19 protein-coding genes and 1 pseudogene are annotated in these 21,263 nt (G+C 64.7%); 10 read left to right on the top strand and 10 right to left on the bottom strand.

Translation table 11 applies throughout. The annotated features are described in order from the left end of the window. Positions 1–25 precede the first annotated feature (25 nt). Entirely contained in the window at positions 26–979 is a 954-nt protein-coding gene (locus GY937_24215) for an NADPH:quinone oxidoreductase family protein (protein MCP5059819.1), read from the bottom strand. Between the two features lie 96 nt (positions 980–1,075). Between GY937_24215 and GY937_24210 the strand changes: the two genes are divergently transcribed. Beyond that, on the top strand, positions 1,076–1,996 hold the full coding sequence (locus GY937_24210; GenBank protein MCP5059818.1) for a TraB/GumN family protein: 921 nt from the start codon (positions 1,076–1,078) through the stop codon (positions 1,994–1,996). Positions 1,997–2,003: 7 nt separating this feature from the next. Further along, entirely contained in the window at positions 2,004–2,558 is a 555-nt protein-coding gene (locus GY937_24205; GenBank protein MCP5059817.1) for a gamma carbonic anhydrase family protein, read from the top strand. A 426-nt stretch (positions 2,559–2,984) separates the two neighbouring features. Here the strand turns inward: GY937_24205 and GY937_24200 are convergent. From GY937_24200 to GY937_24185, 4 genes and pseudogenes are all read right to left on the bottom strand, one after another. After that, a pseudogene (locus GY937_24200) lies at positions 2,985–3,149 on the bottom strand (helix-turn-helix transcriptional regulator). A 62-nt stretch (positions 3,150–3,211) separates the two neighbouring features. Then, positions 3,212–3,763: a GNAT family N-acetyltransferase gene (locus GY937_24195; protein MCP5059816.1), complete on the bottom strand. Its 552-nt coding sequence runs from the start codon at positions 3,761–3,763 to the stop codon at positions 3,212–3,214. Positions 3,764–3,856: 93 nt separating this feature from the next. Next, the gene (locus GY937_24190) at positions 3,857–5,164 is read right to left on the bottom strand and encodes an MFS transporter (GenBank protein ID MCP5059815.1); all 1,308 of its coding nucleotides are present in this window, start codon (positions 5,162–5,164) and stop codon (positions 3,857–3,859) included. A 1-nt stretch (position 5,165) separates the two neighbouring features. After that, positions 5,166–6,119, bottom strand: a complete 954-nt coding sequence (locus GY937_24185) for a phosphoribosylaminoimidazolesuccinocarboxamide synthase (GenBank protein MCP5059814.1) — start codon at positions 6,117–6,119, stop codon at positions 5,166–5,168. Between the two features lie 148 nt (positions 6,120–6,267). Here GY937_24185 and GY937_24180 point away from each other — a divergent pair, with 148 nt between their 5' ends. Together GY937_24180 and GY937_24175 are read left to right on the top strand one after the other, a co-directional pair. Then, positions 6,268–7,752: a protein kinase gene (locus tag GY937_24180; GenBank protein MCP5059813.1), complete on the top strand. Its 1,485-nt coding sequence runs from the start codon at positions 6,268–6,270 to the stop codon at positions 7,750–7,752. 85 nt (positions 7,753–7,837) lie between these two features. Further along, positions 7,838–8,749 (top strand): alpha/beta hydrolase, encoded by a 912-nt coding sequence (locus GY937_24175; GenBank protein ID MCP5059812.1) that lies wholly within the window; start codon positions 7,838–7,840, stop codon positions 8,747–8,749. Here GY937_24175 and GY937_24170 read toward each other — a convergent pair. Further along, positions 8,656–9,447: a class GN sortase gene (locus tag GY937_24170; protein MCP5059811.1), complete on the bottom strand. Its 792-nt coding sequence runs from the start codon at positions 9,445–9,447 to the stop codon at positions 8,656–8,658. The genes GY937_24175 and GY937_24170 overlap by 94 nt on opposite strands. Next, positions 9,444–11,546 (bottom strand): marine proteobacterial sortase target protein, encoded by a 2,103-nt coding sequence (locus GY937_24165; GenBank protein MCP5059810.1) that lies wholly within the window; start codon positions 11,544–11,546, stop codon positions 9,444–9,446. The genes GY937_24170 and GY937_24165 overlap by 4 nt, the downstream gene beginning before the upstream one ends. A gap of 524 nt (positions 11,547–12,070) precedes the next feature. Between GY937_24165 and GY937_24160 the strand changes: the two genes are divergently transcribed. From GY937_24160 to GY937_24145, 4 genes are all read left to right on the top strand, one after another. Beyond that, positions 12,071–12,601 carry a helix-turn-helix transcriptional regulator gene (locus GY937_24160; protein ID MCP5059809.1) on the top strand — a complete coding sequence of 177 codons (531 nt, stop codon included), beginning with the start codon at positions 12,071–12,073 and terminating at the stop codon, positions 12,599–12,601. Between the two features lie 117 nt (positions 12,602–12,718). After that, positions 12,719–13,696, top strand: a complete 978-nt coding sequence (locus GY937_24155) for a nitronate monooxygenase (GenBank protein MCP5059808.1) — start codon at positions 12,719–12,721, stop codon at positions 13,694–13,696. A 17-nt stretch (positions 13,697–13,713) separates the two neighbouring features. Then, positions 13,714–14,334 (top strand): glutathione S-transferase family protein, encoded by a 621-nt coding sequence (locus GY937_24150; protein ID MCP5059807.1) that lies wholly within the window; start codon positions 13,714–13,716, stop codon positions 14,332–14,334. Between the two features lie 48 nt (positions 14,335–14,382). Next, positions 14,383–15,708: a cytochrome P450 gene (locus tag GY937_24145; GenBank protein ID MCP5059806.1), complete on the top strand. Its 1,326-nt coding sequence runs from the start codon at positions 14,383–14,385 to the stop codon at positions 15,706–15,708. Positions 15,709–15,770: 62 nt separating this feature from the next. Here GY937_24145 and GY937_24140 read toward each other — a convergent pair whose 3' ends face one another. Beyond that, the gene (locus GY937_24140; GenBank protein MCP5059805.1) at positions 15,771–16,715 is read right to left on the bottom strand and encodes a sugar phosphate isomerase/epimerase; all 945 of its coding nucleotides are present in this window, start codon (positions 16,713–16,715) and stop codon (positions 15,771–15,773) included. A gap of 186 nt (positions 16,716–16,901) precedes the next feature. On the opposite strand from GY937_24140, the gene GY937_24135 reads away from it, so the two are divergent. Together GY937_24135 and GY937_24130 are read left to right on the top strand one after the other, a co-directional pair. Next, the gene (locus GY937_24135; protein MCP5059804.1) at positions 16,902–18,530 is read left to right on the top strand and encodes a response regulator; all 1,629 of its coding nucleotides are present in this window, start codon (positions 16,902–16,904) and stop codon (positions 18,528–18,530) included. A gap of 115 nt (positions 18,531–18,645) precedes the next feature. Then, complete coding sequence (locus tag GY937_24130; protein ID MCP5059803.1) at positions 18,646–18,993, top strand: hypothetical protein; 348 nt, start codon at positions 18,646–18,648, stop codon at positions 18,991–18,993. Between the two features lie 464 nt (positions 18,994–19,457). Here GY937_24130 and GY937_24125 read toward each other — a convergent pair whose 3' ends face one another. Together GY937_24125 and GY937_24120 are read right to left on the bottom strand one after the other, a co-directional pair. Next, on the bottom strand, positions 19,458–19,619 hold the full coding sequence (locus GY937_24125; protein MCP5059802.1) for a hypothetical protein: 162 nt from the start codon (positions 19,617–19,619) through the stop codon (positions 19,458–19,460). 359 nt (positions 19,620–19,978) lie between these two features. Continuing rightward, positions 19,979–20,989 carry an MBL fold metallo-hydrolase gene (locus tag GY937_24120; protein ID MCP5059801.1) on the bottom strand — a complete coding sequence of 337 codons (1,011 nt, stop codon included), beginning with the start codon at positions 20,987–20,989 and terminating at the stop codon, positions 19,979–19,981. Positions 20,990–21,263 lie beyond the last annotated feature (274 nt).

The following is a 21,263-nucleotide window of genomic DNA, read 5'->3' as shown; positions in this document are numbered from 1 at the left end:
GGGGATTCCGGGCTTGGGGTAACGGCTACGGCTCGAGGACGACCTTCCCGGTCGTACCCCGGCTCGCCAGCTCCGCCAGCGCCTCGGCTGCTTGCTCCAAAGGGTAGCTGCGATGCACCGGGGGGCGAATCGCTCCGCGATAATAGAGCGCGAAGAGCGCCCCGAAGGTTTCGTCGACCCGCTCGGGCTCCTTCTCGAAGTAGGGGGGCCAATGCAGGCCCACCAGGGCGATGTTCTTCAAGAGAACCCGATTGAGACGCGGGGTCGGGATCGTGCCGGACGCGAACCCGATCACCAGCAGACGTCCATTCCAGGCGATGCATTTGAGGGATTGGTCGAAGATCTCGCCGCCAACCGGGTCATAGATGACGTCGGCGCCGTGCCCGCCTGTCTCCTCCATCACGCGGGCGGCAAAATCGCCCTGGCGATAGTCGATCGCGAGTTCTGCTCCGGCTTCACGCGCCACGGCGAGCTTGTCTTCGCCTCCCGCGGTCGCGATCACCCGGGCGCCGAGCGCTCTACCGATCTGCACGGCGGCGATCCCGACGCCTCCCGCTGCGGCGTGCACGAGCAGGGTTTCGCCCGCCTCGAGCCGTGCCCGGTAGACGAGGCCTGCGTAGGAGGTGGGATACACGATGGGCAGCGCCGCTCCCTCGGCGAAGCTCATGGCGTCGGGCATCTTCCACGCGCGAGTCGTAGGCACGACCGCGCGCTCTGCATAGCCACCGGTGCTGCCGAGCGAGCAGCTGACCCGATCGCCGACTTCGAAGCCCTCGGCGCCTTCGCCGAGCTCACGAACGACCCCTGAGATTTCACCGCCCGGCACGAAAGGCAGTGGCGGCTTCACCTGGTAGCGGCCCCTGCAGATCAGCGTGTCGAAAAAGTTGCAGCCAGCAGCTCTGACCTCGATGCCCAGGCTGCCGGGCTGCAACCCCGGCTCTGGCGCCTCGAGCACCCGAAGCTCATGTGGCTCCATCATCCGATCGACCACGACCGCACGCAACCGGCCATCCTCCAACGCTGTCGCACCCGCAACGGCCGCCTATGCTAGCCGAGTCCACCCTCGAGGTTGTTCATGCACCTGCTTCTCGCCAGGTTTCTCCTGCTTCTCGCCGTGGCGCTCTTTGCGTCCTGCGCAACGCCGCCGTCGGGCGCCGTCGATAGCGGGCAGCTCGTCTTCTGGGAGATTCGCCCCCTGGAAAGCGAGGAAGCGGTGGCTCATCTGCTGGGCTCCATCCACGTTGGACGGGAACAACTCGATTTTGATCCTGAGATCCGAGCGGCGCTCTCCGGGGCCTCGTTGCTGGTCTACGAGGTATCTCCCGGGGCGTTGGATCCAGAGAGCATGGCCATCGCGATCCTGGAGATGGGCCGCCTACCCGCGGGCCAGACCCTCGAGAACCTGCTGTCTGCCGAAACCTGGGAAGCCTTCGAAGAGCGACTTGCCAAAGAAGGGCTTCCGGCGGAGAACTTCGCGATCTTCGAGCCCTGGGTCGCCGCGCTCCAGCTCCTCGGCCTCAGCCTTGCCGCCGCCAACACGGACTCAGGCTTCGGCATCGAACAGCAGATCCTCGAAATGACGAAAGGCGCTGCGACCATCGGGCTCGAAACCCCGGACTTCCAGCTCAGCCTCTTCGATGCCCTGCCGATGGAGACCCAGATCCACCTTCTCGAAGAGGCCCTGGCCACCCAGGACCGGGCCGGCGATTTCGTGGATTACGTATTCGCCGCCTGGAACGCCGGTGATCTCGAGATGCTCGAACGCCTGATCATCCCCGAGACGGACGACCCGAACCTCGAGACTTTCCACGAGCGCGTGTTTCTCGAGCGCAACCGCAACATGGCCGCGGGCATCGCCGACCTCCTGGACGAGCCCGGCCGCTATTTCGTTACGTTAGGCGTTGGCCATATGCTCGGGGCCGAGGGAATCCCCGCCCTTCTCGATGAAAAGGGCTTGCGCGTGAGGCGCATCCCCCGGACCGGAGCCGCCCCCTGAGGAAACCATGCAATCGATCGACCCCAAGGCCTGGATCGCAGAGAGCGCAGAACTCTACGGACGAATCACCGTCGGTGAGGGCTCATCGCTCTGGCCCCATTGCGTCGTTCGTTCCGAATGCCAGGAGGTCGTCGTCGGCCGCATGAGCAACCTCCAGGATTTCGTGATGATCCATGTGGGCTACGACGATCCCACCCGCATCGGCGACTTCTGTTCGATAACCCACCACGCAACGATCCACGGTGCCGTGATCGAAGATCATTGCCTGATCGGCATCAACGCGGTCGTCATGGATGGTGCCGTGATCGGCCGCGGCTCGATCGTCGCCCCAGGCGCCGTCGTCAGGGAAGGAACCCGGGTTCCACCGCACTCGATCGTTGCGGGTCTCCCGGCCAAGGTCATCAAGCAACGAGACAACACGGCCGAGAACCGGTTGAATGCCTTGAACTACCACCGCAACGCCGAGGCCTACCGGCACGGAAATCACCGCGCCTGGGACGGCCCCGAGTTCGAAGCCTTCCAACGCAAGAACAAGTCAACCAGCGGGGACGGAGTTGCCTGACTTGTCCGCGGCGATTCCCTGGAAGAGGAGTTGAACGGCGGTCTGGACGGCGGCCCGGCAGCCGTCAGCGTCGAGCAGGCCGTTGGCCCAGGCGATCCGAGCGCCATTCGTGGCGTGGGCGATGGTGCGGGCCGCTGCCAGAACGTCGACACCCCGGTCCAGCTCGCCGCGGGTCCGGCCCTGCTGAAGGATCTCGGCCAGGAGTCCGACCGTCCTGTCCTGGAGCACCAACACGTGACGGGCGACCCTTGCCTCCGGATGGGTCGTCGCCCGCAAGGCGATCGTCGTTAGATCCGGGTCCCGGGCGAGGAGGCTGTGTTCGACGTCCAGGAAGCTGCCCAAGCGTTCTAGCGTAGCTTTTTCACTACGATTCTCACGAATTCGAAAACGGTGCCATGCCTCCGTCTGCAACTCGTGGAGCTCGTCGACCAACAGCTCCTCTTTGCTGCGGATATGCCGGTACAGGGAACTCGCGCCCATCCCGGCCCGGGCAGCGATGGCCCGAAGGGTCGTCGCGTCGAAGCCGCGCTCCCTGAACAGCCCGCGGGCGGCTTCCCGGATGCGCGCTCGGCTGCGGCGCCCACGGAGCAGCCGCCCATCGTCGGGGCGGAGCCCGCCGGCTGCCGGCGTCGAGAACGGTGCCTGTTCTCCCACTATGCGAACAGCTTCGCAGATTCTTCTGCGGTGGCACCCCCTTCGTCCGATGCTGGCCTCCGCTCCATCAGGGCGATGGGCACCCCATGAAGCTCCATCTCGCCTTGGATCTCGAAGCCGGCAACGCGATAGAGCGGCAGACACTCCTCGCGGTCGGTCTCCAACCAGGCCCAGCTCCCGTTCGAATCGACCTCCTGGAGCCAGGCCGCGAGCAAGGCCCGACCGATTCCCTGGCCCTGGGCCTCGGGCGCAACGCCTAACGTTGACAGATACGCGTGCCCACCGAGCGGGTGATTCGCTGTGAGCGCGCGTGAGACCTCTGCCCAGCGCGAAGCCACCCGGAAGCCCTGACGAAATGCCAGGCGCAGGCGTGCTCCCCAGGCAGGCGCGGGAAGTGGCCAACCGAAAGATGGAACCGAAGCCAACACGCCGACCAGCTGACCTTCCCACCACGCGCCACTCATCTCGCCGTAGCGGTGGGCAACGGGCAGGTGCACCGCCATCCCCAACTGATTGCAACGCAGGCGTCGCTCGGCGACCCCGCCGATCACGGCCCGATTCAGGGGATTATCGCGGAACGCGCGCGCCAGCAGCTCGGCGGCCTCGGGCAGCTCAGCGACGGGAAACGGTGCGAGCCGGAGCAGCTACGCCTCCTGGCCAGCGCGCAGATCCTCGGGAAGATACCGCGCGGCAAGCAGGAAATGGATGCAGGCCCACACACTCATTACTACGCCGACCCAGGCCATCGAGTAGCGAATCGCCTCGTCGCCGTGGCTGGCGAAGACGGTGTCATTCAACACTCCGACAGCTTGCGGGCCGAGTGCCAGGCCGATCATGTTGATGATGAAGATCAGGATCGCTGAAGCCACCGAGCGCATGCGCAACGGGGCCATTGTCTGCACCAACGAGAAGACAGGGCCCTGGTACATCGCGGCCAACATGAGTCCGGGGAAGAGCGCCATCAAGGCGACATCCGGATCGCCTTCAAAGTAGAAGAAGAGAAGGAAGGGCAGCGGCCCAATGGCGGCAAGCGCGGGCACGCGGAGATACCACTTCACGCTACGGTGCCCGAGCCGATCGGCAATGACACCCGCCAGCACCGAACCGATCGCGCCGGAAACACCAATCGCGATCCCCAGGCTGCGGCCGGCCTCGGCGCCGCCCATGTCGTGGACGCGGCGCAGAAAGGTCGGCCCCCAGACGGCAAAGGCATAGCCTCCGAAAGCGGTGAGCCCCGTGGCGAAGGCCAGATGCCGGAATGATTTCCGCGCCCACAGGTAGCGCAAGACCTCGCCCGCGCTGGGAACTTCTGAGCCGACCGACGGCCTGGACTCCCTCTCCATCCCGCCTCGGACGGGCTCACGCACCGTCAACCGCACGACCAGAGCCAGGGCGAGGCCCGGCAGGCCAACCACGAAAAAAGCCTTCCGCCAGCCGTATGCATCCTCGAGCATCCCACCAAGAACCAACCCGACCAGGATGCCAACGTGGATGCCCATCGAATAGATGCCCATCGCGGTCGCCCGGCGCTCCGGCGGGAAGTAGTCGGCCAGTAGCGAGTGCGCCGGAGGTGAAAGCGCCGCTTCTCCTACGCCAACACCAATGCGCGCCAATGCCATCTGGGTGAAGTTGCGAGCCAACCCAGAGGCGGCCGTGAAGCCACTCCATGCCGCCAGACCCAGCGCGATGATGCTGCGCCGAACCCAGCCATCGGCCCAACGCGCGATGGGGATGCCAGCCGCGGCGTAGAAGATCGCGAAGGCGGTGCCGGTAAGGAACCCCATCGCAGTATCCGAAACCCCGAATTCCTGCTTGATCGGCTCCAGCAGGATGGACAGGATCTGGCGGTCGACGAAGTTGACGACGTAGGCCAGGAAGAGGAGGCCGAGTACGTAGTTCGCGTAGGCGGGGCGGATCTCCGGCGCCGAACCGGGTTCGGAATCGGGCAGCAGATCAGACTCCGAGGTTCCGGCGAATACGAGCCTCCGGCGGTTCGGCGTTCGGCTCGAACGTGCTGCCCGTCACGGCCTCGTACGCCTCGATGTAGCGGGCCGCCGCCTCGCAACGAACTTCCACCGGGATTTCGGGAATCGGCCCCTCGCCGCGGTAGCCGCGCTCTTCGACCAACCAGCGCCGCACGTATTCCTTGTCGAAAGATTTCGGGTTCGAACCTTCCGAGAGCGCCGTCTCGTAGCTGTCGGCGTACCAATAGCGTGAGGAATCGGGCGTGTGGATCTCATCGGCAACGATCAATTCGCCACGATCATCCAGGCCCAGCTCATACTTGGTATCGACGAGGATCATCCCCTGCTTCGCTGCCCAGGCCTGCCCGGCGGCGAACAAGCGATGGCCAAGGGCGGCGGCACGGTCGTACAACTCCTCACTGATGACGCCGCGGCGAAGGATCTCCTCCCGCGAAGTGAGTTCGTCATGCTCGCCCTGTTCCGCCTTCGTGGTCGGCGTGAGCAGGGGCTCCGCCAACCGCTCGTGCATGCGCATCCCGTCGGGCAAGCGGTGACCGCAATAGTCCCGGGCGCCCTTCTCGTAGGCCGTCCAGATGGACGTCGAGGAAACGCCGGTGAGGTAGCCGCGATAGACCCACTCGACCGGCAGGATCTCGACTTCCTTCACGATGGACACGCACGGATCTGGCACCGAGAGCAGATGATTCGGCACGAGCTCCCGGGTTTTCTCGAACCAGAAGGCGGCCGCCTGGTTGAGCACCTGGCCCTTCAGGGGAAGTGTACCGACGACCACGTCGAAGCAGCTGACTCGATCCGTGACCACGATCGTGCGTTGCTTCTCACCGACGTAGCTGTCCCGCACCTTGCCTTGGATGCGGTGGCCAAGTTCGGGAAGGTTGGTGCCTTCCAGGGTGTGATCGGCGAGTTCTCGGAGCAGCTGCATGTCGACGGGCACGGGGTCTCCTTCTTGGCAGCGTTGATACCTTGCCCATCGACTCTCCGCCAAGGGGGCCAGGAAACGGCGTTTGAGGCCTCCTGTAGGGCTTTCGGGCGTACTCAAGCCGGCTTCGGGTTTGGCCGCTGCATAGGGGGTGGATCGCCCCCACACCGACGACGCCACGACCGAGTTGGCCAGCAGTTCGAGTGCGCCTGGAGCGCAGGCACCGGCACGCGAAGCGCCTGAATCCGGCCCGGCAGATCCGGGATCGCTTCCGGCAGATCCAGGATCGCCGCCGGTCGAATCACCTGCTCCCGCGGCACCCGGTTTCGGCACGGAACTCCGCGGGCACTTTCGATACAAGCTCTACCGCAAGCTCGGACGCGGAGCGTTCGGTTCGGTCTTCCTGGCGCGCTGCCTCGACCGGGATCCACGCAGGGATGATTGCCCTCCGGAATCCGTGGCGCTGAAGATCCTCGGCTCCCGGCGCGGCAAGGCGTCGGAACTCTTGAAGCGCGAGCTCTCCGCCATGCTCGCCCTCGAACACGACCGCATCCCGAAGGTCTACGATTGGAACCTCGAGGGCGACACCGCGTTCGTGGTGATGGAGAACTTCCCCTCTGGCAGCCTGCGGGATGTCATGCCGCTCCAGGGCGCCGTAGAAGAAGAAGCCATCTGGCGTTTGCTGGCAGATCTACTCTCCGCGTTGGATGTCGCTCACCGCGCTTCGCTCCTGCACCTCGACATCAAACCGGCCAACGTGCTCCTCGATGGAAACGGCGGCTACGTCCTGACGGATTTCGGTGTCTCCCAGGCGTCGCGAATCGAACGCGGCCTGCTTCCGTTCAGCGTGGGAAGCCGTGGCTACCAGGCGCCGGAGCAGCGCCAGGAACGCTTCGATCGCTACGACCTGCGTACCGACCTATGGAGCGTCGGTGCCACGGCCTGGGCGATGGCCACGGGCCTCAACCTGGCGGAGCGCTGCGATCTCGTCCGCGAGGACGACGGCAACGCCATCTACGGTCTTCCACCGCTCTCCGAATTCCGGCTCAACCTGTCGCCGGAGCTGGAAGAGGTGATCATGAGCCTCCTCCACCTGGATCCGGCCCTGCGGCCCGGCAGCGTGGCCGAAGTGCTCGCCCGCGTTCAGGCCAAGGGCAACGGAGCCGATTGGGGTGCGGATACGCTTGCAGCCGCTCACCGCTCGAATGTCTCGGATTCCGACATCGACGGACTGATCGAACGACTCGTCGACCCTCTGCTCATCTCGATCTGTCGGCGTCGCGGCTTCCGCGGTTACTTTGTGAAGTTCGGAGACGGCGAAGTGATGTGCGCCGAGGGCGAGAAATCCTACTACGCCCTGCTGCTCCTCCAGGGATCAGTGGTGGTGAGCCGCAACGGCAAGGAACTGACGCGGGTTTCCCGAGAGGGCAGCTTTCTCGGCGAGGTCGCCACCTTGGCATCGATCCCACGTACCGCCACGATGAAAGCGGCCGGGGAAGTCTGGGCCTGCGTACTGAACGCCGCCGAGCTGGAGCGTTTCCTCACCTGCAATCCGGCCATGGCCCTTCGCGTGATCCGTTACATGGCCTACCGGTTGTCGAAGATCCCGCCGATCGACGAGAAGCGCGGCGACTGATTCCTGGTCTACCCTTCGCCGCCATTCCGGTCGTGAAGGAGAACCCGTGCCGCTAGCTCCCGAGATCCAGGCCCTGGTCGATGCCATGGCGCAGGACCCGGACGCCAAGCCGACCCACGAACTCTCACCTGAAGATGCGCGGGAGGGGTATCTCGCGCTCGGCGGATTGTTTGGCCCGGGCGAGGCCGTCGCCTCGGTGGACGATCGCAAGATCCCGGGGCCAGCGGGAGAAATTCCGATCCGCTGCTACCGACCGGAAGGGGACGGGTCGCTCCCAGTGGTCGTCTTCTACCACGGCGGGGGCTGGACGATCGGCGACCTGGACAGCCACGACAAGGAGTGCCGGGCGATCGCCAACGGGGCGGGAGCGGTGGTCGTCTCCGTCGACTACCGCCGCGGGCCGGAGCATCGCTACCCGGCGGCATGCGACGATGCCTTTGCAGCGTTGTGTTGGGTGGGCGAGCACGCGAGCGAGTTCGGTGGCGACCCGCAGCGGATCGCCGTCGTGGGAGACAGCGCCGGGGGCAACCTTTCGGCGGTCGTCGCTCTTCGCGCCCGGGATGAGAAGGGTCCCTCGCTCTGCGCCCAGGTACTCATCTACCCGGCCGTCGATCTTCGGCTCGATTCCGTCGATCTCCATCCTTCCAGGCTGGAGAACGCCGCCGGGCCCTTCCTCTTGAAGGAATCGATGGACTACTTCACCGGCCATTACCTCGGAGATGCACCGGAACTCGGAACGGAGCCCCACGCCTCTCCCTTGCTGGCCGCCTCCCACGCCGGGCTTCCTCCCGCATTGCTCGTCACCGCGGAATTCGACCCGCTACGGGACGAAGGCGCTGCATATGGCGACGCCCTCGAAGCCGCGGGGGGCCGCGTGGAGCGACATCTCTACGAAGGCATGCCTCATGTCTTCTTCCAACTGAGCCCGATCGTGCCGGCGGGAAAGGAGCTTCTCCAGGAGATCGCCGAATATCTCCAGGGGGCATTCGCCGCCTGACCTCCGGGTGACGGGCTGCCGGGCGCAGTCCGCTGCGATCCGTCAGGGGAGGTTCGAGGTGGCCATGGAGGGGCCCTCTCGCCACCCGCCGGTCTCTGCTTCATCGGTGCCGAACCGATCCCCGTCGAACGAGGGCGCGATGCCCGAACCGCGCGAACCACGTATCGCAGCGGGCCTCCTGGAACCACCGCATCGAATGGGAAGCAGGTGATCAAGGTCAACTCGGCGCGCCCGGTCGGCTCCATCACCGACGCCTGGCTCTCGTGGAGCACCCGGGTCTCATCGACGCGAAAGCGCTGACGCCTGCCGCCGCTGGCCTCGAGAAGGATCTCGTCGCCGGCCACCAACTCACGAAGAAAGGCGAAGTGGGTATCCCGATGACCGGCCAGGACGACATTGTCTGCCGTCCCGGGCTGCGCGCTGCCATCGTAGTGGCCGGGCCCGAACGCCAGGGTGCGCCCGCTTATACCCGCCAACACCATTCTTTCGATCCCCAAGCGGGGCACCGAGAGCTTTGCCACGGGATGGGTATCGGCCCATGGCCAAGGACGAACATCAACGCCTTCCGCTTGGATGCGCTCCCAGGCGTGTGCCAACAGGAGTTGAGCCAGCCGGGCCTTGAAAGGGATCCATGCCGCCTGCGCGAGGCAGACGCAACCCACCGCGACGAGCGCGAGAGCCCCGTACTTCCTGTTCATGCCGCGCGACGTGTAAGCGCGAGCCATGCCCCGGTGAGCAGACAGGCCACACCGATCCACACCAGCAACGCAGCAGGGGTGCCGCCCTGGGGCAGATGCTGAGTGTTCCGGGTCAACCGCAGCACATCGTTCGGCGGCGGGGGACGATTCTGCTGGCGAGAGCGCAACTCTCCGAAGACGTGCTCGTAGCTCCAGCCCTTCGGCAGGTTCGTCGGGAGCGCGCGCGCATCGGGCGCGACACCGGCCGGCACGGTAGGCGTGACGTCCACTGCGACCAGGCTGGTATGCCGCGTCACCAGGTGGTGTCGCAGGCCCAGCGCAACGATCTCGTTTCGCACGGCCTTCGGATCGGCACCGTCGTAGAGCGAACCCGTCAGTGAAGCGATCTTCCGACGTGCCCAGAGCCGCGAGATACCCGCGTGCTGTTGCCCCTCTTCGAGAGCGAGCTCCACCTGCCAGGGCTCACCATCGCGGCGGCCCTTGGTGGTCCAACTACCGGAGAGTTCGGGCAGGCGGGCTACGATGACGATCGGCTCGCCGAGATAGAGATCGGGAACCCGCTCCGGCCAGTTTTCGACCGGGCGAACCCCGAAGCCCACCTCGATATCGTAGAGGACGGGGCTTTCGAGCTTCGAGAAGAGCTCCGCCATCTTCGTCTGCACTTCGTGCAGCTGTCCGATGAGCGTGGACGTTCCCCGCCCCAGTTCGGCGGCCCGGGCCATGAAGTGAGCATTCGGAGCCGAGCCGATTCCGACGGTGAAGAGACGAGAGCGGCCGAGGCCCTTGCGGATCTCCGAGAAGAGCCTTGCTTCGTCTCCGATGGCCCCATCCGTGATGAAGATGACCTGTCGTATGCGCGAAGCTTCCTCGGCGGGATCGAGCGCGGCCTGCAGGGCCGTCAGCATCTCGGTCCCTCCTTCGGCGGCGAGCCCGTCGACCCACGAGCGGGCAGCGTCGATCTGGGTGGGCTGCGCGTAGTCCGCTCGGGGGAAGAGCTTCCTCGCGGTGTCTGCGAAGGCAATCACGTTGAAGCGATCCGCTGGCTGGAGCCGTGCCAGCGCGAGACGCAGAGCGCCCTTTGCCTGCTCCATCGATTCACCATGCATCGAGCCGGAAGTGTCGATCACGAAGATCGTCTCCCGCGGAACGCTCTCGTCGCTGCCTTGCTGCGGATCGGGCGGCATGATCATCAACAGGGCGTAGTGCTCGCCTTCCTTCTCCTCGTGGAAGATCGCGGCCACCGGTGCATCCACCGGTGCGGGCCGCCAGTTCAACACGAAATCCGAATCGGCCGGCACGCTCGGTTCCGCGAGCTCTACCAGATGACGCGTGCCTTCGAGGCTTCGGACACGAACTCCGTGAGACGGGCTGTGGATCCGCGCCAATTCCATTCCCGCATCGAGCTCGACCCGGATGCGAACCGGGTTGAGCTTTGCATCCATGCTTCCGCTCCCGGGCGGCACGACGGGCGGGGTGATGCGCGCCGCGTCGGGCACGGCACTCGTGCCGACGGCCCAGCCGTTTCCCCGGACGCTGCCGACTTGCGCGGAGCCCGGGATGGAGCGTGGCCCGACGACCATCGGAAAGCGCAACGCAAAGCGGCCCTGGTCGTATCGCAGATCCTGCTGATACTCGATCCCGATCCGGACCTCCTCTCCGGGGCCGATGCCAGCAACCGAAGTCGTGAAGAGATTGGGGCGCTCCTGCTCCAGCAGGGAGGCCTTGCGCCCCTCGGTTTTCGCTTTCTCGTAGGTTGCCCGCGCTTCCTCCCGGGTCTGGATCTCGCCGACGATCAAACGGCCTCCGACCACCAGAGCCAGGGTGTCGACCGCCGCACGTTCGGGCAGGGGGAAGACGTAGATGCCTTCGATCCACTCCTCGCCCGGATTGTGGAAACGTTGCTGGACCGTGGTCCGAGCGATCATGCCCGTGACCTCGATCTGCACATCGGTATGGACGGTCGGAGCCGGGCTGAGACCCTTCGCGGTGCGAAGCAGCAAGGTGCCCGCTTTCGCATCGCCGGGCTTCATCGTGGCCCCGAGATCCTGGGCAGCGCTCGACGAGGCGAGCAGCAGCATCACCCCGAGCAGGCCCATCATGGGAAGTCCTACAGTTCGAAGGCCTACACGTCCTCGGTCTCCCACTTGCGCTCTCCCCCAGATCCGCAGCCGCCACCCACCCGCCGGATCGGGAGAAGGCTGTTCGGGTAGAGCAGAAACCGGATGTGCCGATCCGGTTCTCGGGCGTGCTAGGCGCAACACCGTTCAGTTTGTCTCGGAATCTGTTGACCGAGAAGGACGACCGTCCGCTGCGGTGGTTGGGACGGTGAATCCGCGACGAACCGATTCGCGGGTCGGTCGGATTGAACGGTACGGGTGCTTCCAGGGGAAGTATGGCAATGGCTACGCGAACCGTGACCAGCTGTCAGCGACGGAAGCGTGAACGGATGGCCTGTGTGGGTCCGAGGCAGATCGGTGCTCGGCTCGGAGCCGTTCGGTCGACGCTGTGACGAGTCGCGCCACGGACGAGCCCCTCATGCGCGGAGCCCGGTGGAAGGAATTTGACCTCGTGTGTGCCACTATATAGGTTGCGTGACGCAACTGGTATTCGAGAGGCGCACCCGGTGTCCAGAAAACGTTTCGATCACATCAATTGCGGCGTGGCCCAGACGCTCGATCAGTTGGGCGATTGGTGGACGCTGCTGATCGTGCGCGACGCTTTTCTTGGCGCGACCCGCTTCCATCACTTCGAGTCGAATCTGGGAATCGCGAAGAACATTCTGGCCAACCGCCTCTCCAGGCTCGTGGAAAACGGAGTGTTCACGAAGGAGCGCCTCGACGAGCCGGGCCAACGGTTCGAATACGAGCTCACCCAGAAGGGCCGCGATCTCTGGCTCGTCTTGACGGCAATGCGTCTGTGGGGCGACAAGTGGGTCTTTGGCGAGGCGAACGTGCCGGCGAAGTTCCGGGAACGCGGAACAGGCCGGGAAGTGGCAGGGCTCATTGCGGTGGACGCCAAGGGCGTTCCCCTCGACGCGAGCAAACTCACGGCCGTGCCCGGGCCAGGTTGGCCCAAAGATGTGAACATGGGCGACATGCCGCCCTGGACGAGCCCGCCCATGCCGCCACCCAGGCGGAACCGGAAGAAGGGTTGAGTCGAAACGTCGAATACCTGGATACGCAAGACTGACACGAGCGGTCGGAAGGAATCGACCCGCAGGATTCTCTACTCGCTGCCATTCAAGGCATCGAAGCCATACAAGGAAACCAAGATGAAGACGGTCATCACTGAGATGTTCGGGATCGAGCACCCCATCATTCAGGGTGGAATGCACTACGTCGGCTTTGCGGAAATGGCAGCAGCCGTTTCGAACGCTGGAGGCCTCGGCATCATCACGGGGCTGACCCAGCAATCCGCCGAAGACCTCGACAAGGAGATCGCGCGCTGCAAGGACATGACGGACAAGCCCTTCGGCGTGAACCTCACGTTCCTGCCGGCGCTGACGCCGCCCGACTATCCTGCCTACGCCAAGGTGATCGCGGAGTCGGGGGTCAAGGTCGTCGAGACGGCGGGCCGCAATCCGCAGCCCGTCATCCCGATCCTCAAGGATGCGGGGATCAAGATCATCCACAAGTGCACGTCGGTTCGGCATGCGCTGAAGGCGCAGAGCATCGGCTGTGACGCGGCCTCGGTGGACGGATTCGAGTGCGGTGGCCACCCCGGCGAGGACGATATTCCGAACATGATCCTCTTGCCGCGGGCCGCCGACGAACTCGAGATCCCCTTCGTCGCCTCGGGCGGAATGGCGGATGGGCGCTCGCTCGTGGCGGCGCTTGCGATGGGGGCCGAGGGCATGAACATGGGCACCCGCTTCATCGCCACGCAGGAGGCGCCGGTCCACGAGAACGTCAAGGCGGCCATCGTCGCAGCCTCGGAACTCGACACCCGCCTCGTGATGCGCCCGCTTCGCAACACGGAGCGTGTGCTGACGAATCCGGCAGTCGAGAGGCTCCTCGAAAAGGAGAAGGAACTCGGCGACAAGCTCGAGTTCAAGGACATCATCGAAGAGGTGGGCGGGGTCTATCCGCGCATCATGTCCGAGGGAATCATGGATGCCGGGGCCTGGTCCTGTGGCATGGTGGCGGGCCTCATTCACGACATCCCGACCTGCAAGGAGTTGATCGACCGGATCATGAGTGAAGCCGAAGGCCTCATCAATCGGCGCCTTGCCGGTTTCTTGAACGACTGAAAACGGAGAACGAGCCGATGATCAAGCTCTATGGCCTGAAGATGAGCAACTACTACAGCCTGACGAAGGCCCTGTTGATCGAGAAGGGGTTGGACTTCGAAGAGGTGAAGGCACCGCCGTCGCAGGACGAGGACTCCCTGCAGCGCTCGCCGATGGGCAAGATGCCTTCGATCGAGGTCGATGGGCAGTTCATGTCCGAATCCCTGGCGATCTTCCACTACCTGGAGAAGCTGAAGCCGGAACCCGCGCTGCTCCCGAGTGATCCGTTTGCCACGGGCAAGGTGATCGAGCTTGCATGCCACATCAAACTCGACGTCGAGCTGGTCGCACGCCGTTGCCTTCCGGAACTCCTCTTCAACAAGCCCGTCAGCGACGAAACCAAGGAGCAGGTCAAGGACGATCTGGCCAAGGGCATGGAGGCCGTGTCGCGTCTGGTGGTTTGTGATCCCTATGCGGCCGGCAAGGAGTTCACGATCGCGGACCTCTACACCTACTACAGCTTCGGACTCGCAAGCATGCTCGCCAAGAACGTGGTTGGCGTGGATCTCCTGGCCGACCATCCGGAAATTGCGGCGTTGATGGGCCGGCTGGCCGAGCGTCCGAGCATTGCGCGGGTCACGGCGGAAGCCGCCAGCTAGAGACGGACACGCCGATCCGCGGGTACTCGATTGCAGAGGAGGATTCCAATGAGCGAGACAACAACGGAGCCGAGCCGGTCGGCGTCGGCCGAATTCCGGACCCCCGAGCACGAACAAGCGGAGAGCGGCCGAAACGTTCCCCCGGCCCATGAGCTTCCTCTCAAGGACATCAACCCGTTGAACGCGAATCTGTTCAGCGAGAATCGCTGGCAGGGTTACTTCGAACGGTTGCGCAAGGAAGACCCTGTCCACTTCAATGAGATCGAATCGGCTGGCCGCTACTGGTCCGTCACGAAGTACGAGGACATCAAGACGGTCAGCTCGGATTGGCAGACGTTCTCATCGGCCTACGGGATCACCCTGGGCTTCCGTGTCGGCGCCGACGTTCCGCAAGTTCTCCGACCGGCGGGCCGCCCGCCTTTCATCTCTCAGGATCCGCCCGGCCAGACCGAGCAGCGCAAGACGGTGCAACCAGCAGTGGCACCCCGCAACCTGGCCAACCTGGAACCGCCCATTCGGGAGCGCACACGCCGGCTGTTGGACTCCCTTCCCGAAGGCGAGACCTTCGACTGGGTGGATACCGTATCGATCGAACTGACCACGACGATGTTGGCCACGCTCTTCGACTTCCCCTTCGAGGATCGCCGAAAGCTGACCCGATGGTCCGACATCGTCTTCGCAATTCCCCAACCCGGCGGCGTCGTCGAATCGCAGACACAGAAACGCGAGGAGTTGATGGAGTGTCTCGCGTACTTCTCGAAGCTCTGGGAAGAACGCAGGAAGCACCCTGGCAAAGATCTGATCTCGATGCTCGCGCATGGGGAAGCCACCAAGGACCTGTCCACCGCAGACCACCTTGGAAACATCCTGCTGCTCATCGTGGGTGGGAATGACACGACTCGGAACACGATGTCGGGAAGCGTGTACGCGCTCAACCAGTTCCTCGAGCAGTACGACAAGCTGATCGCCGATCCCGGGCTCCTTCGGACGATGGTGCCCGAGGTGATTCGTTGGCAGACGCCGCTCTCCTACATGAGAAGAACCGCAACTCGGGATTGCGAACTCGGTGGCAAGCAGATCCAGAAATACGACCAGCTGCTGATGTGGTATGTGTCCGGCAACCGGGACGAGGATGTCTTCGAGAACGCGGACGCGCTCGAGATCGAACGCCACAATGCGGTGCGCCATCTATCGTTCGGTCACGGCACCCATTTCTGCATGGGCAGCCGCCTGGCGGAGCTGCAACTACGCGTCCTGTGGGAGGAGATCCTGGAGCGATTCGAGAGGATCGAAGTGCAGGAGGAACCGAGCCGCCCTTTGTCTTCCTTCGTGAAGGGCTATACGCGGCTGCTGGTGAAGATCACGCGCAAGTGAGCTGATTCGCAACCCGGGCCCCCGATGCGGAAGGTTTCCGCAGAGACGGCCGTCCCACGTGCCTAGGGCGGGGCCACTCGCCCGATGGCGCTTGCTGCCGCACTCAAGGAGGCGCGGATGGCCGGAACAGGGTCCTCCGGATCCTCCTCGTACTCGAGGCTCAAAGGATCGCGGGGCCCGAATCCGACCTCGAGCAATGCACTGAAGAACCCGTCGAGATCGAGTCCTCCTTCTCCAAGGACGCGCGCCTCCGGCATCAGCCCCGGACCGGCGACGTCCTTGAGGTGAACTGCGTGGACGCGCGCTCCGAGACGCCGAACGGCATCGACCGGGTCCTCCCCGGAGCGAATGAAGTGGCCGGTGTCGACGCACGCGCCGAAGCCCGGATGCCGCCCTTCGAGTGCCCGCACCACGTCGTCGATCTTGTCGTAGCGCATCCACGGGCCGTGATTGTGGATCGCGAGTCGCACCTCCGGATGGCTGGCGCACAGGCGGTCACAGGCATCGAGTGCTTCGGGAGCAGGATCGATCGTGAGTACGGGGATCTCGGCTGCGCTCGCAAACGCGAAAAGCTGCTCGGCGGTCGTTGCGTCATCGATCGCGTGGACGCCACTCGCCGCAAGCCGGAGCCCGCGGGCCCGAAACAACTCCTGCGTGCGGCGGATCTCATCGCGATCGTGGGTGATGGGAACGTGGTTGCCGAACTCGTAGAACCAGATCTTCGTCTGGGGGATCGCCTCGACGCAGCAGAGACCCAGCTCAGCAACGACATCCAGCATCGGCTCCAGGGCGAGCCGGCGAAGCGTGAAGCTCTGGATCCCCATCGAGAAGGGCCCGAAATCGAATGGATCCGCACCGGCCTCCCTCGCGATCGAAGCGGCCGGAAGCGTCACCGCGCATACCCAGCACAGCCCTTCCCCCATGAAGCGACGGCGGGTCCAGCCCGGTCGGGATTGCCAGGCGAACCGATCGTCTTCCGCTCCGAGGCTGCTGGAGCCCTCCGTCATTCGCTCTTCCTTCGGCGTCATCGTTTTCGACTGACCCGCCCAGTGAGCCTAGCGTGGCCCGACCGCAGCGTCGTAGATTGCGCCTGAAGCGGGGAGACCGGATGCCAGGACGAATATCAACATGCATTTCGGGCTGAATGCTCCATTCGCCGCTTCCCTCGATTCCGCCCTATCATCGGGTTCCCCATGTCGCAGGCCTCCACGTTGTTCCGCTGGTTCGAATCCCTTTGGTATGGCGAGCGTTCCGTGCTCTTCTTCCGGAACGTCGCTGCCGTGGCCATCGCCGTGGTGGCCTGCCTCGTCCCCGAGGTCGGTCCGAACCGTTTCTGGCTCGCGGGCGCCCTCGTCTTCGTCTGCGTGCCTGCCGCAACGTTGCTCGAGCGGAAGCTGCCCGTAGCGGAGACCGCGTGGATCCAGCCGCTCTTCGACCTGACCGTGCTCGTGGTCGCCGTCCACTTCGTGCCGAACATGTGGTTCGTTGCGCTCGTGATCGGCTTGATGGTCGTGCAAGCCCCCAGTGTCGCGGAGAGCCGATCCAGCGCAGTGCTCTACGCGCTCTTCGCCTCGATCCTTACGGTCGGCATGACGATCGCTGCTGTCGTCCACGGCGTTCCAAACTGGGAGCTCCCGGTTCTCGCCATGGTCACGCTCTATCCCTCGGTGATCTTCTACTCGCATCGCCAGGCGATCCGCGCGAACGAGACCCGGGAGCAAGCCCAGGCGCTGGAGGGTCTCCGAATCGTGTCCGGGGGCGTCGCACACGACTTCAACAACATCCTGACCGGTGTCATGGGGTACGCGGAGCTCGCTCTCGGCGAACTCTCCGAGGCCGATCCGGCGCGGGGATCGATCGGTGAAGTCCTGAACGGAGCGCATCGGGCCAGCCTCCTGTCCGCACGCCTGTTGGCCTTCTCCGGACGAGAGGACGCGCCCGCGGAACTCCTCGACGTGGAAGCCGAGGTCGACGACGTAACCGCTCTCCTGCGCCAGGTCGTTCCCAGGGGCATCACGCTGGAGCTGGTGTCCCGCCTCGAAGGTGAGCTGCTGCTCGCTAGGCGGGCGCAGCTCCAACAGCTGGCCATGAACCTGATCCTGAATGCCAGTGAGGCGAATGAGACGGTGCCGGGCCGCATTCGGATCGAACTCGAACGCGCCGGCGAGACCACGGCCGACGCCCTTGAAGTGGTAATGCGCGTCATCGATCACGGCCCGGGAATTCCGGCGGAGCTGCAGGAGAGGGTCTTCGATCCGTTCTTCACCCTGAAGGAGCGCGGGCACGGCCTCGGGCTCGCCAGCGCAGCAGCCATCGCCCAGGAGCTCGGCGGCGGGATCGAGATCGAGAGCGTCATGGGCGAAGGCACGCAGATGGTCGTCCATCTGCCGGCGCAGGCCTCCCCGCATGAGGCCACCGCAGACGAGGTTCCGCCCGAGGTGGCCGGCGGCGGACGGGCCCTCGTTATCGATGACGAGAGGCCCGTCCGCGCGATCCTCTCGGAGATGCTGCGTCAGCTCGGCTACGAGGTGGTCGCGGCGAACGACGGCATGCGAGCCATCGAGTGCTTCCGTGAGCACGACGGTGACTTTGGGGTGGTCCTCCTGGATCTCCGCATGCCGGGTATGGACGGATGGGAGTGTCTGGATGCGCTGCGACGGATCCGGGCGGGGGTGCCGATCGTCGTCTGCAGCGGTCACGACCCCTACGACGTGAGGACCGGCCTGGAGCAGGATCCGATCGAGTTCCTCTCCAAGCCCTTCCGTTTCGCCGAGCTGAGTGAGGCGATCGCCCGGCTCAACTCCCCATCAAACGAAGCGTGATCGTCGCGAAACGGGGCCAGTTCGGGTCAATTCGTCCCGCCCCAAGCACGCCCCTAGGCAAATTCGTGGCAGCGGCATCCTCAAGCTCACATCAGAGGCTTCCGATCCGAACCAGGTGAGGTTTCTCCTGCTTCGATCCGGTGTTCTTGCCGTCATCCTGGCTTCGGCCCCGGCGGCGCCCGGGCACGCATCCAAGGGTGTGGCTTCCTGTAGCCTGCTTCCGCGCAACGTATCCCTGTTGATTCTGACCTCACGGACGCTGGTCAAGGGTTTCGCCCGTTCGGTAGAAGGGCCCCGCATCATCCGGGAAGACGAAACGACCGTTGTCTTCGACGATGGCCGCGTGATTACCTCGGACCCGGATTCTGCAACCCACTTCCTGAACGAGTTGGGTTGGGGAAATCTGAAGCTCGAGATCGTGGCCTCGTTTCCGAAGACGAATCGCCGAAGAGCCGTCGGCTGACGCTAGGCTCCGCGCCCGTGAGGCGTGAGGTCCAGGCATGAGGCCCGACCTGGGGCCCGATCGGGGTCGGCATTGGATGGCATCACCTCCACGCAGGGGCCATGGGAGGGGAGAATTCCCCCGCTGACCTGCCCCCCCCCCCCCGGAAGAGGACCTGTCATGATCGCGGCTCCCGGACGCGAAGGCCCCCTCGATCCCTTTTCCGTCCGCGCCACCCCACCCTCCTCACACGAGCCCACTGGGGTTGCACTGTTGGCGATCCGTCCTCGATCTTCCCCAAGGAGCGTGCTGAGCCCCGGGACGAGCGCATAGGAGAAAGAAGGTTCGTCTTGGTTGATGTCCGATGACTCGCGGCTATGCCGAGCCCGAGCCGAGGGGGCAAGCCCGCCCCCGGGCTCTTGGCGATCTTCCGTGCGTAGATGCCGCCGAGGCTCCAGCCGACGGGCTCCGGGCGGTGCCAGCGCCTACCAGGTGGGGTCGGCCTGTCCGGGTACGCTCAAACCCTGGATCCGTCCGAGGGTCACGGTGTTGGTCAGCTGTAGCTCGTCCACCAGGGCAAGGGGCATGGCGGCCTCATGCCCGTCGTCGAACCAGCCCTGGAAGAGGTTGTCGTTCCCGGGATCCACGGGCTGGCCCTTGGTGGGATTGGGCGCGAAGACCAGGCGCGAACCGGACTGACGTGCCTGGTTTCTTCGGATGCGGAAGAGTGCGTCAATCCATCTATCCGGCGCTTCGAGGAGTTCTTGGTGATGTCTGAAGTGGGTGCGTCCTTAGCAAGGGTGGTGTTTCCAGTTTCTCGGATAACGTTGAAATATCACTACAGCTTGTGCACTAGCTTGGATTCGGGGACAGAGAATCTTCCCCTATCGAACACAGAACGACCCCCGTTGGAACTCCTATCCTCTCGAAAACCGGAGGTGCAGACTCATCGCAACGTCCGCACCGCGGCCCGTTGGATCACCGCACCGCCAGCGTCATCGACGTTTCAGAAAGCCCGCGTTTCTTCGACGTCGAGGATCCACACGTCGTCGGCGGCGAGTCCGCGCGCCCGACCCGCCGCACGCATGCGCACGGGAGGCTCGTCGAGGGGTTCGTCGGCGAGATCGAATGTGCCGAAGTGCATGCCGAGCAGGCGCTTCGCGCCGACTTCGATCCCAGCCGCAACCGCTTCTTCGGGGTTCACGTGCGACTCGCGCATCATCGCACGCGGTTCGTAGGCCCCGATGGGAACCGCCGCTAGATCGAAGGGACCGAGCCTGGCACCAATCTCCTCGAAGCCCGCAAAGTAGCCCGTATCCCCTGCAAAATAGAACCGCCGCTCCGGCCCCGTCACCGCCCACGACGACCAGAGCGCCTTGCGCTCGTCGAGCACACCGCGCCGACTCCAATGCTGCGCGGGCAGGCAGTGAATCACGACACCCTCGACGCCCGCGTTATCGCCCCAGTCGAGCTCCTGCACATTCGCGATGCCGTTGTCACGCAAGAGTTCCGCGTTGGCGAGAGGAACGAAGAAGCGCGTCTCGCGGTCTCGCTCCGCGAGCGCGCGCAGCGTCGATAGATCCAGATGGTCGTAGTGGTTATGCGAGACCACCACGAAATCGATCGGTGGAAGATCTTCTAGCGCGACTCCTGGGGGCACCAGGCGCTTCGGCCCCGCGAACGAGACCGGGCTCGTGATGTCCGACCAGTTGGGATCCGTGAGGAACGTCACGTGATCCATCTGCACGAGTAGACTCGCGTGGCCAATCCACGTTACGGTCGGCGTGCTGTGCTTCGCGTTCTCGCGCAGAAACGCACCGTCGTTCGCCACCGCCTTCGCCGCCCCGGGACGAGGCGAGAGCGAAGCTGCGAAACGACGGAACATGAAAGGGAGGCGGACGCCAACCGACCCGTGCCCGATCGGACCCTCGACGTTCGCGAAGCGTCCCTGCTCATCGCGCAGCGAGGGTGCGATGCCGGGCTCGGCACGAAGCGACAACGCACTCGCCAGGAGCATCCATGTGGCGACGACGAGCGCCCTGCGATGAATCGAGAGGAATGAAATCGGCTGCACGGGTTTGTCAGTCTTCCTGTGTGCGCAACATTCCGCCAACGGGTTGCTCCCTTGGCGGTGAACCCCCGCGCCCCTCGGGGATTCTTCTTGCTGTCGGCCCAAAGTACAAATGTCCGGTTTTCTCCAAAGTAGAAATGTCCGCTTTCTCTTCTGATTCCGGCTTCTCCGCTGCCGAGTCCCGGGGCCCCAGTGGAAAGCGCCTGGCGCTTTCCACTGG

The sequence above is a fragment of the bacterium genome, from assembly GCA_024228115.1.
In the GTDB taxonomy this organism is placed as follows: domain Bacteria; phylum Myxococcota_A; class UBA9160; order UBA9160; family UBA6930.
The sequence above is the reverse complement of the archived record's forward strand: the minus strand, read 5'-3'. Positions and strand labels throughout refer to the sequence as shown.

Coding starts and splice junctions, on each gene's coding strand:
- GY937_24215 (MCP5059819.1), bottom strand. CDS start 979: ATGATGGAGCCACATGAGCTTCGGGTGCTCGAGGCGCCAGAGCCGGGG.
- GY937_24210 (MCP5059818.1), top strand. CDS start 1,076: ATGCACCTGCTTCTCGCCAGGTTTCTCCTGCTTCTCGCCGTGGCGCTC.
- GY937_24205 (MCP5059817.1), top strand. CDS start 2,004: ATGCAATCGATCGACCCCAAGGCCTGGATCGCAGAGAGCGCAGAACTC.
- GY937_24185 (MCP5059814.1), bottom strand. CDS start 6,119: ATGCAGCTGCTCCGAGAACTCGCCGATCACACCCTGGAAGGCACCAAC.
- GY937_24175 (MCP5059812.1), top strand. CDS start 7,838: ATGGCGCAGGACCCGGACGCCAAGCCGACCCACGAACTCTCACCTGAA.
- GY937_24170 (MCP5059811.1), bottom strand. CDS start 9,447: ATGAACAGGAAGTACGGGGCTCTCGCGCTCGTCGCGGTGGGTTGCGTC.
- GY937_24165 (MCP5059810.1), bottom strand. CDS start 11,546: ATGATGGGCCTGCTCGGGGTGATGCTGCTGCTCGCCTCGTCGAGCGCT.
- GY937_24155 (MCP5059808.1), top strand. CDS start 12,719: ATGAAGACGGTCATCACTGAGATGTTCGGGATCGAGCACCCCATCATT.
- GY937_24150 (MCP5059807.1), top strand. CDS start 13,714: ATGATCAAGCTCTATGGCCTGAAGATGAGCAACTACTACAGCCTGACG.
- GY937_24145 (MCP5059806.1), top strand. CDS start 14,383: ATGAGCGAGACAACAACGGAGCCGAGCCGGTCGGCGTCGGCCGAATTC.
- GY937_24140 (MCP5059805.1), bottom strand. CDS start 16,715: ATGACGGAGGGCTCCAGCAGCCTCGGAGCGGAAGACGATCGGTTCGCC.
- GY937_24135 (MCP5059804.1), top strand. CDS start 16,902: ATGTCGCAGGCCTCCACGTTGTTCCGCTGGTTCGAATCCCTTTGGTAT.
- GY937_24120 (MCP5059801.1), bottom strand. CDS start 20,989: ATGCTCCTGGCGAGTGCGTTGTCGCTTCGTGCCGAGCCCGGCATCGCA.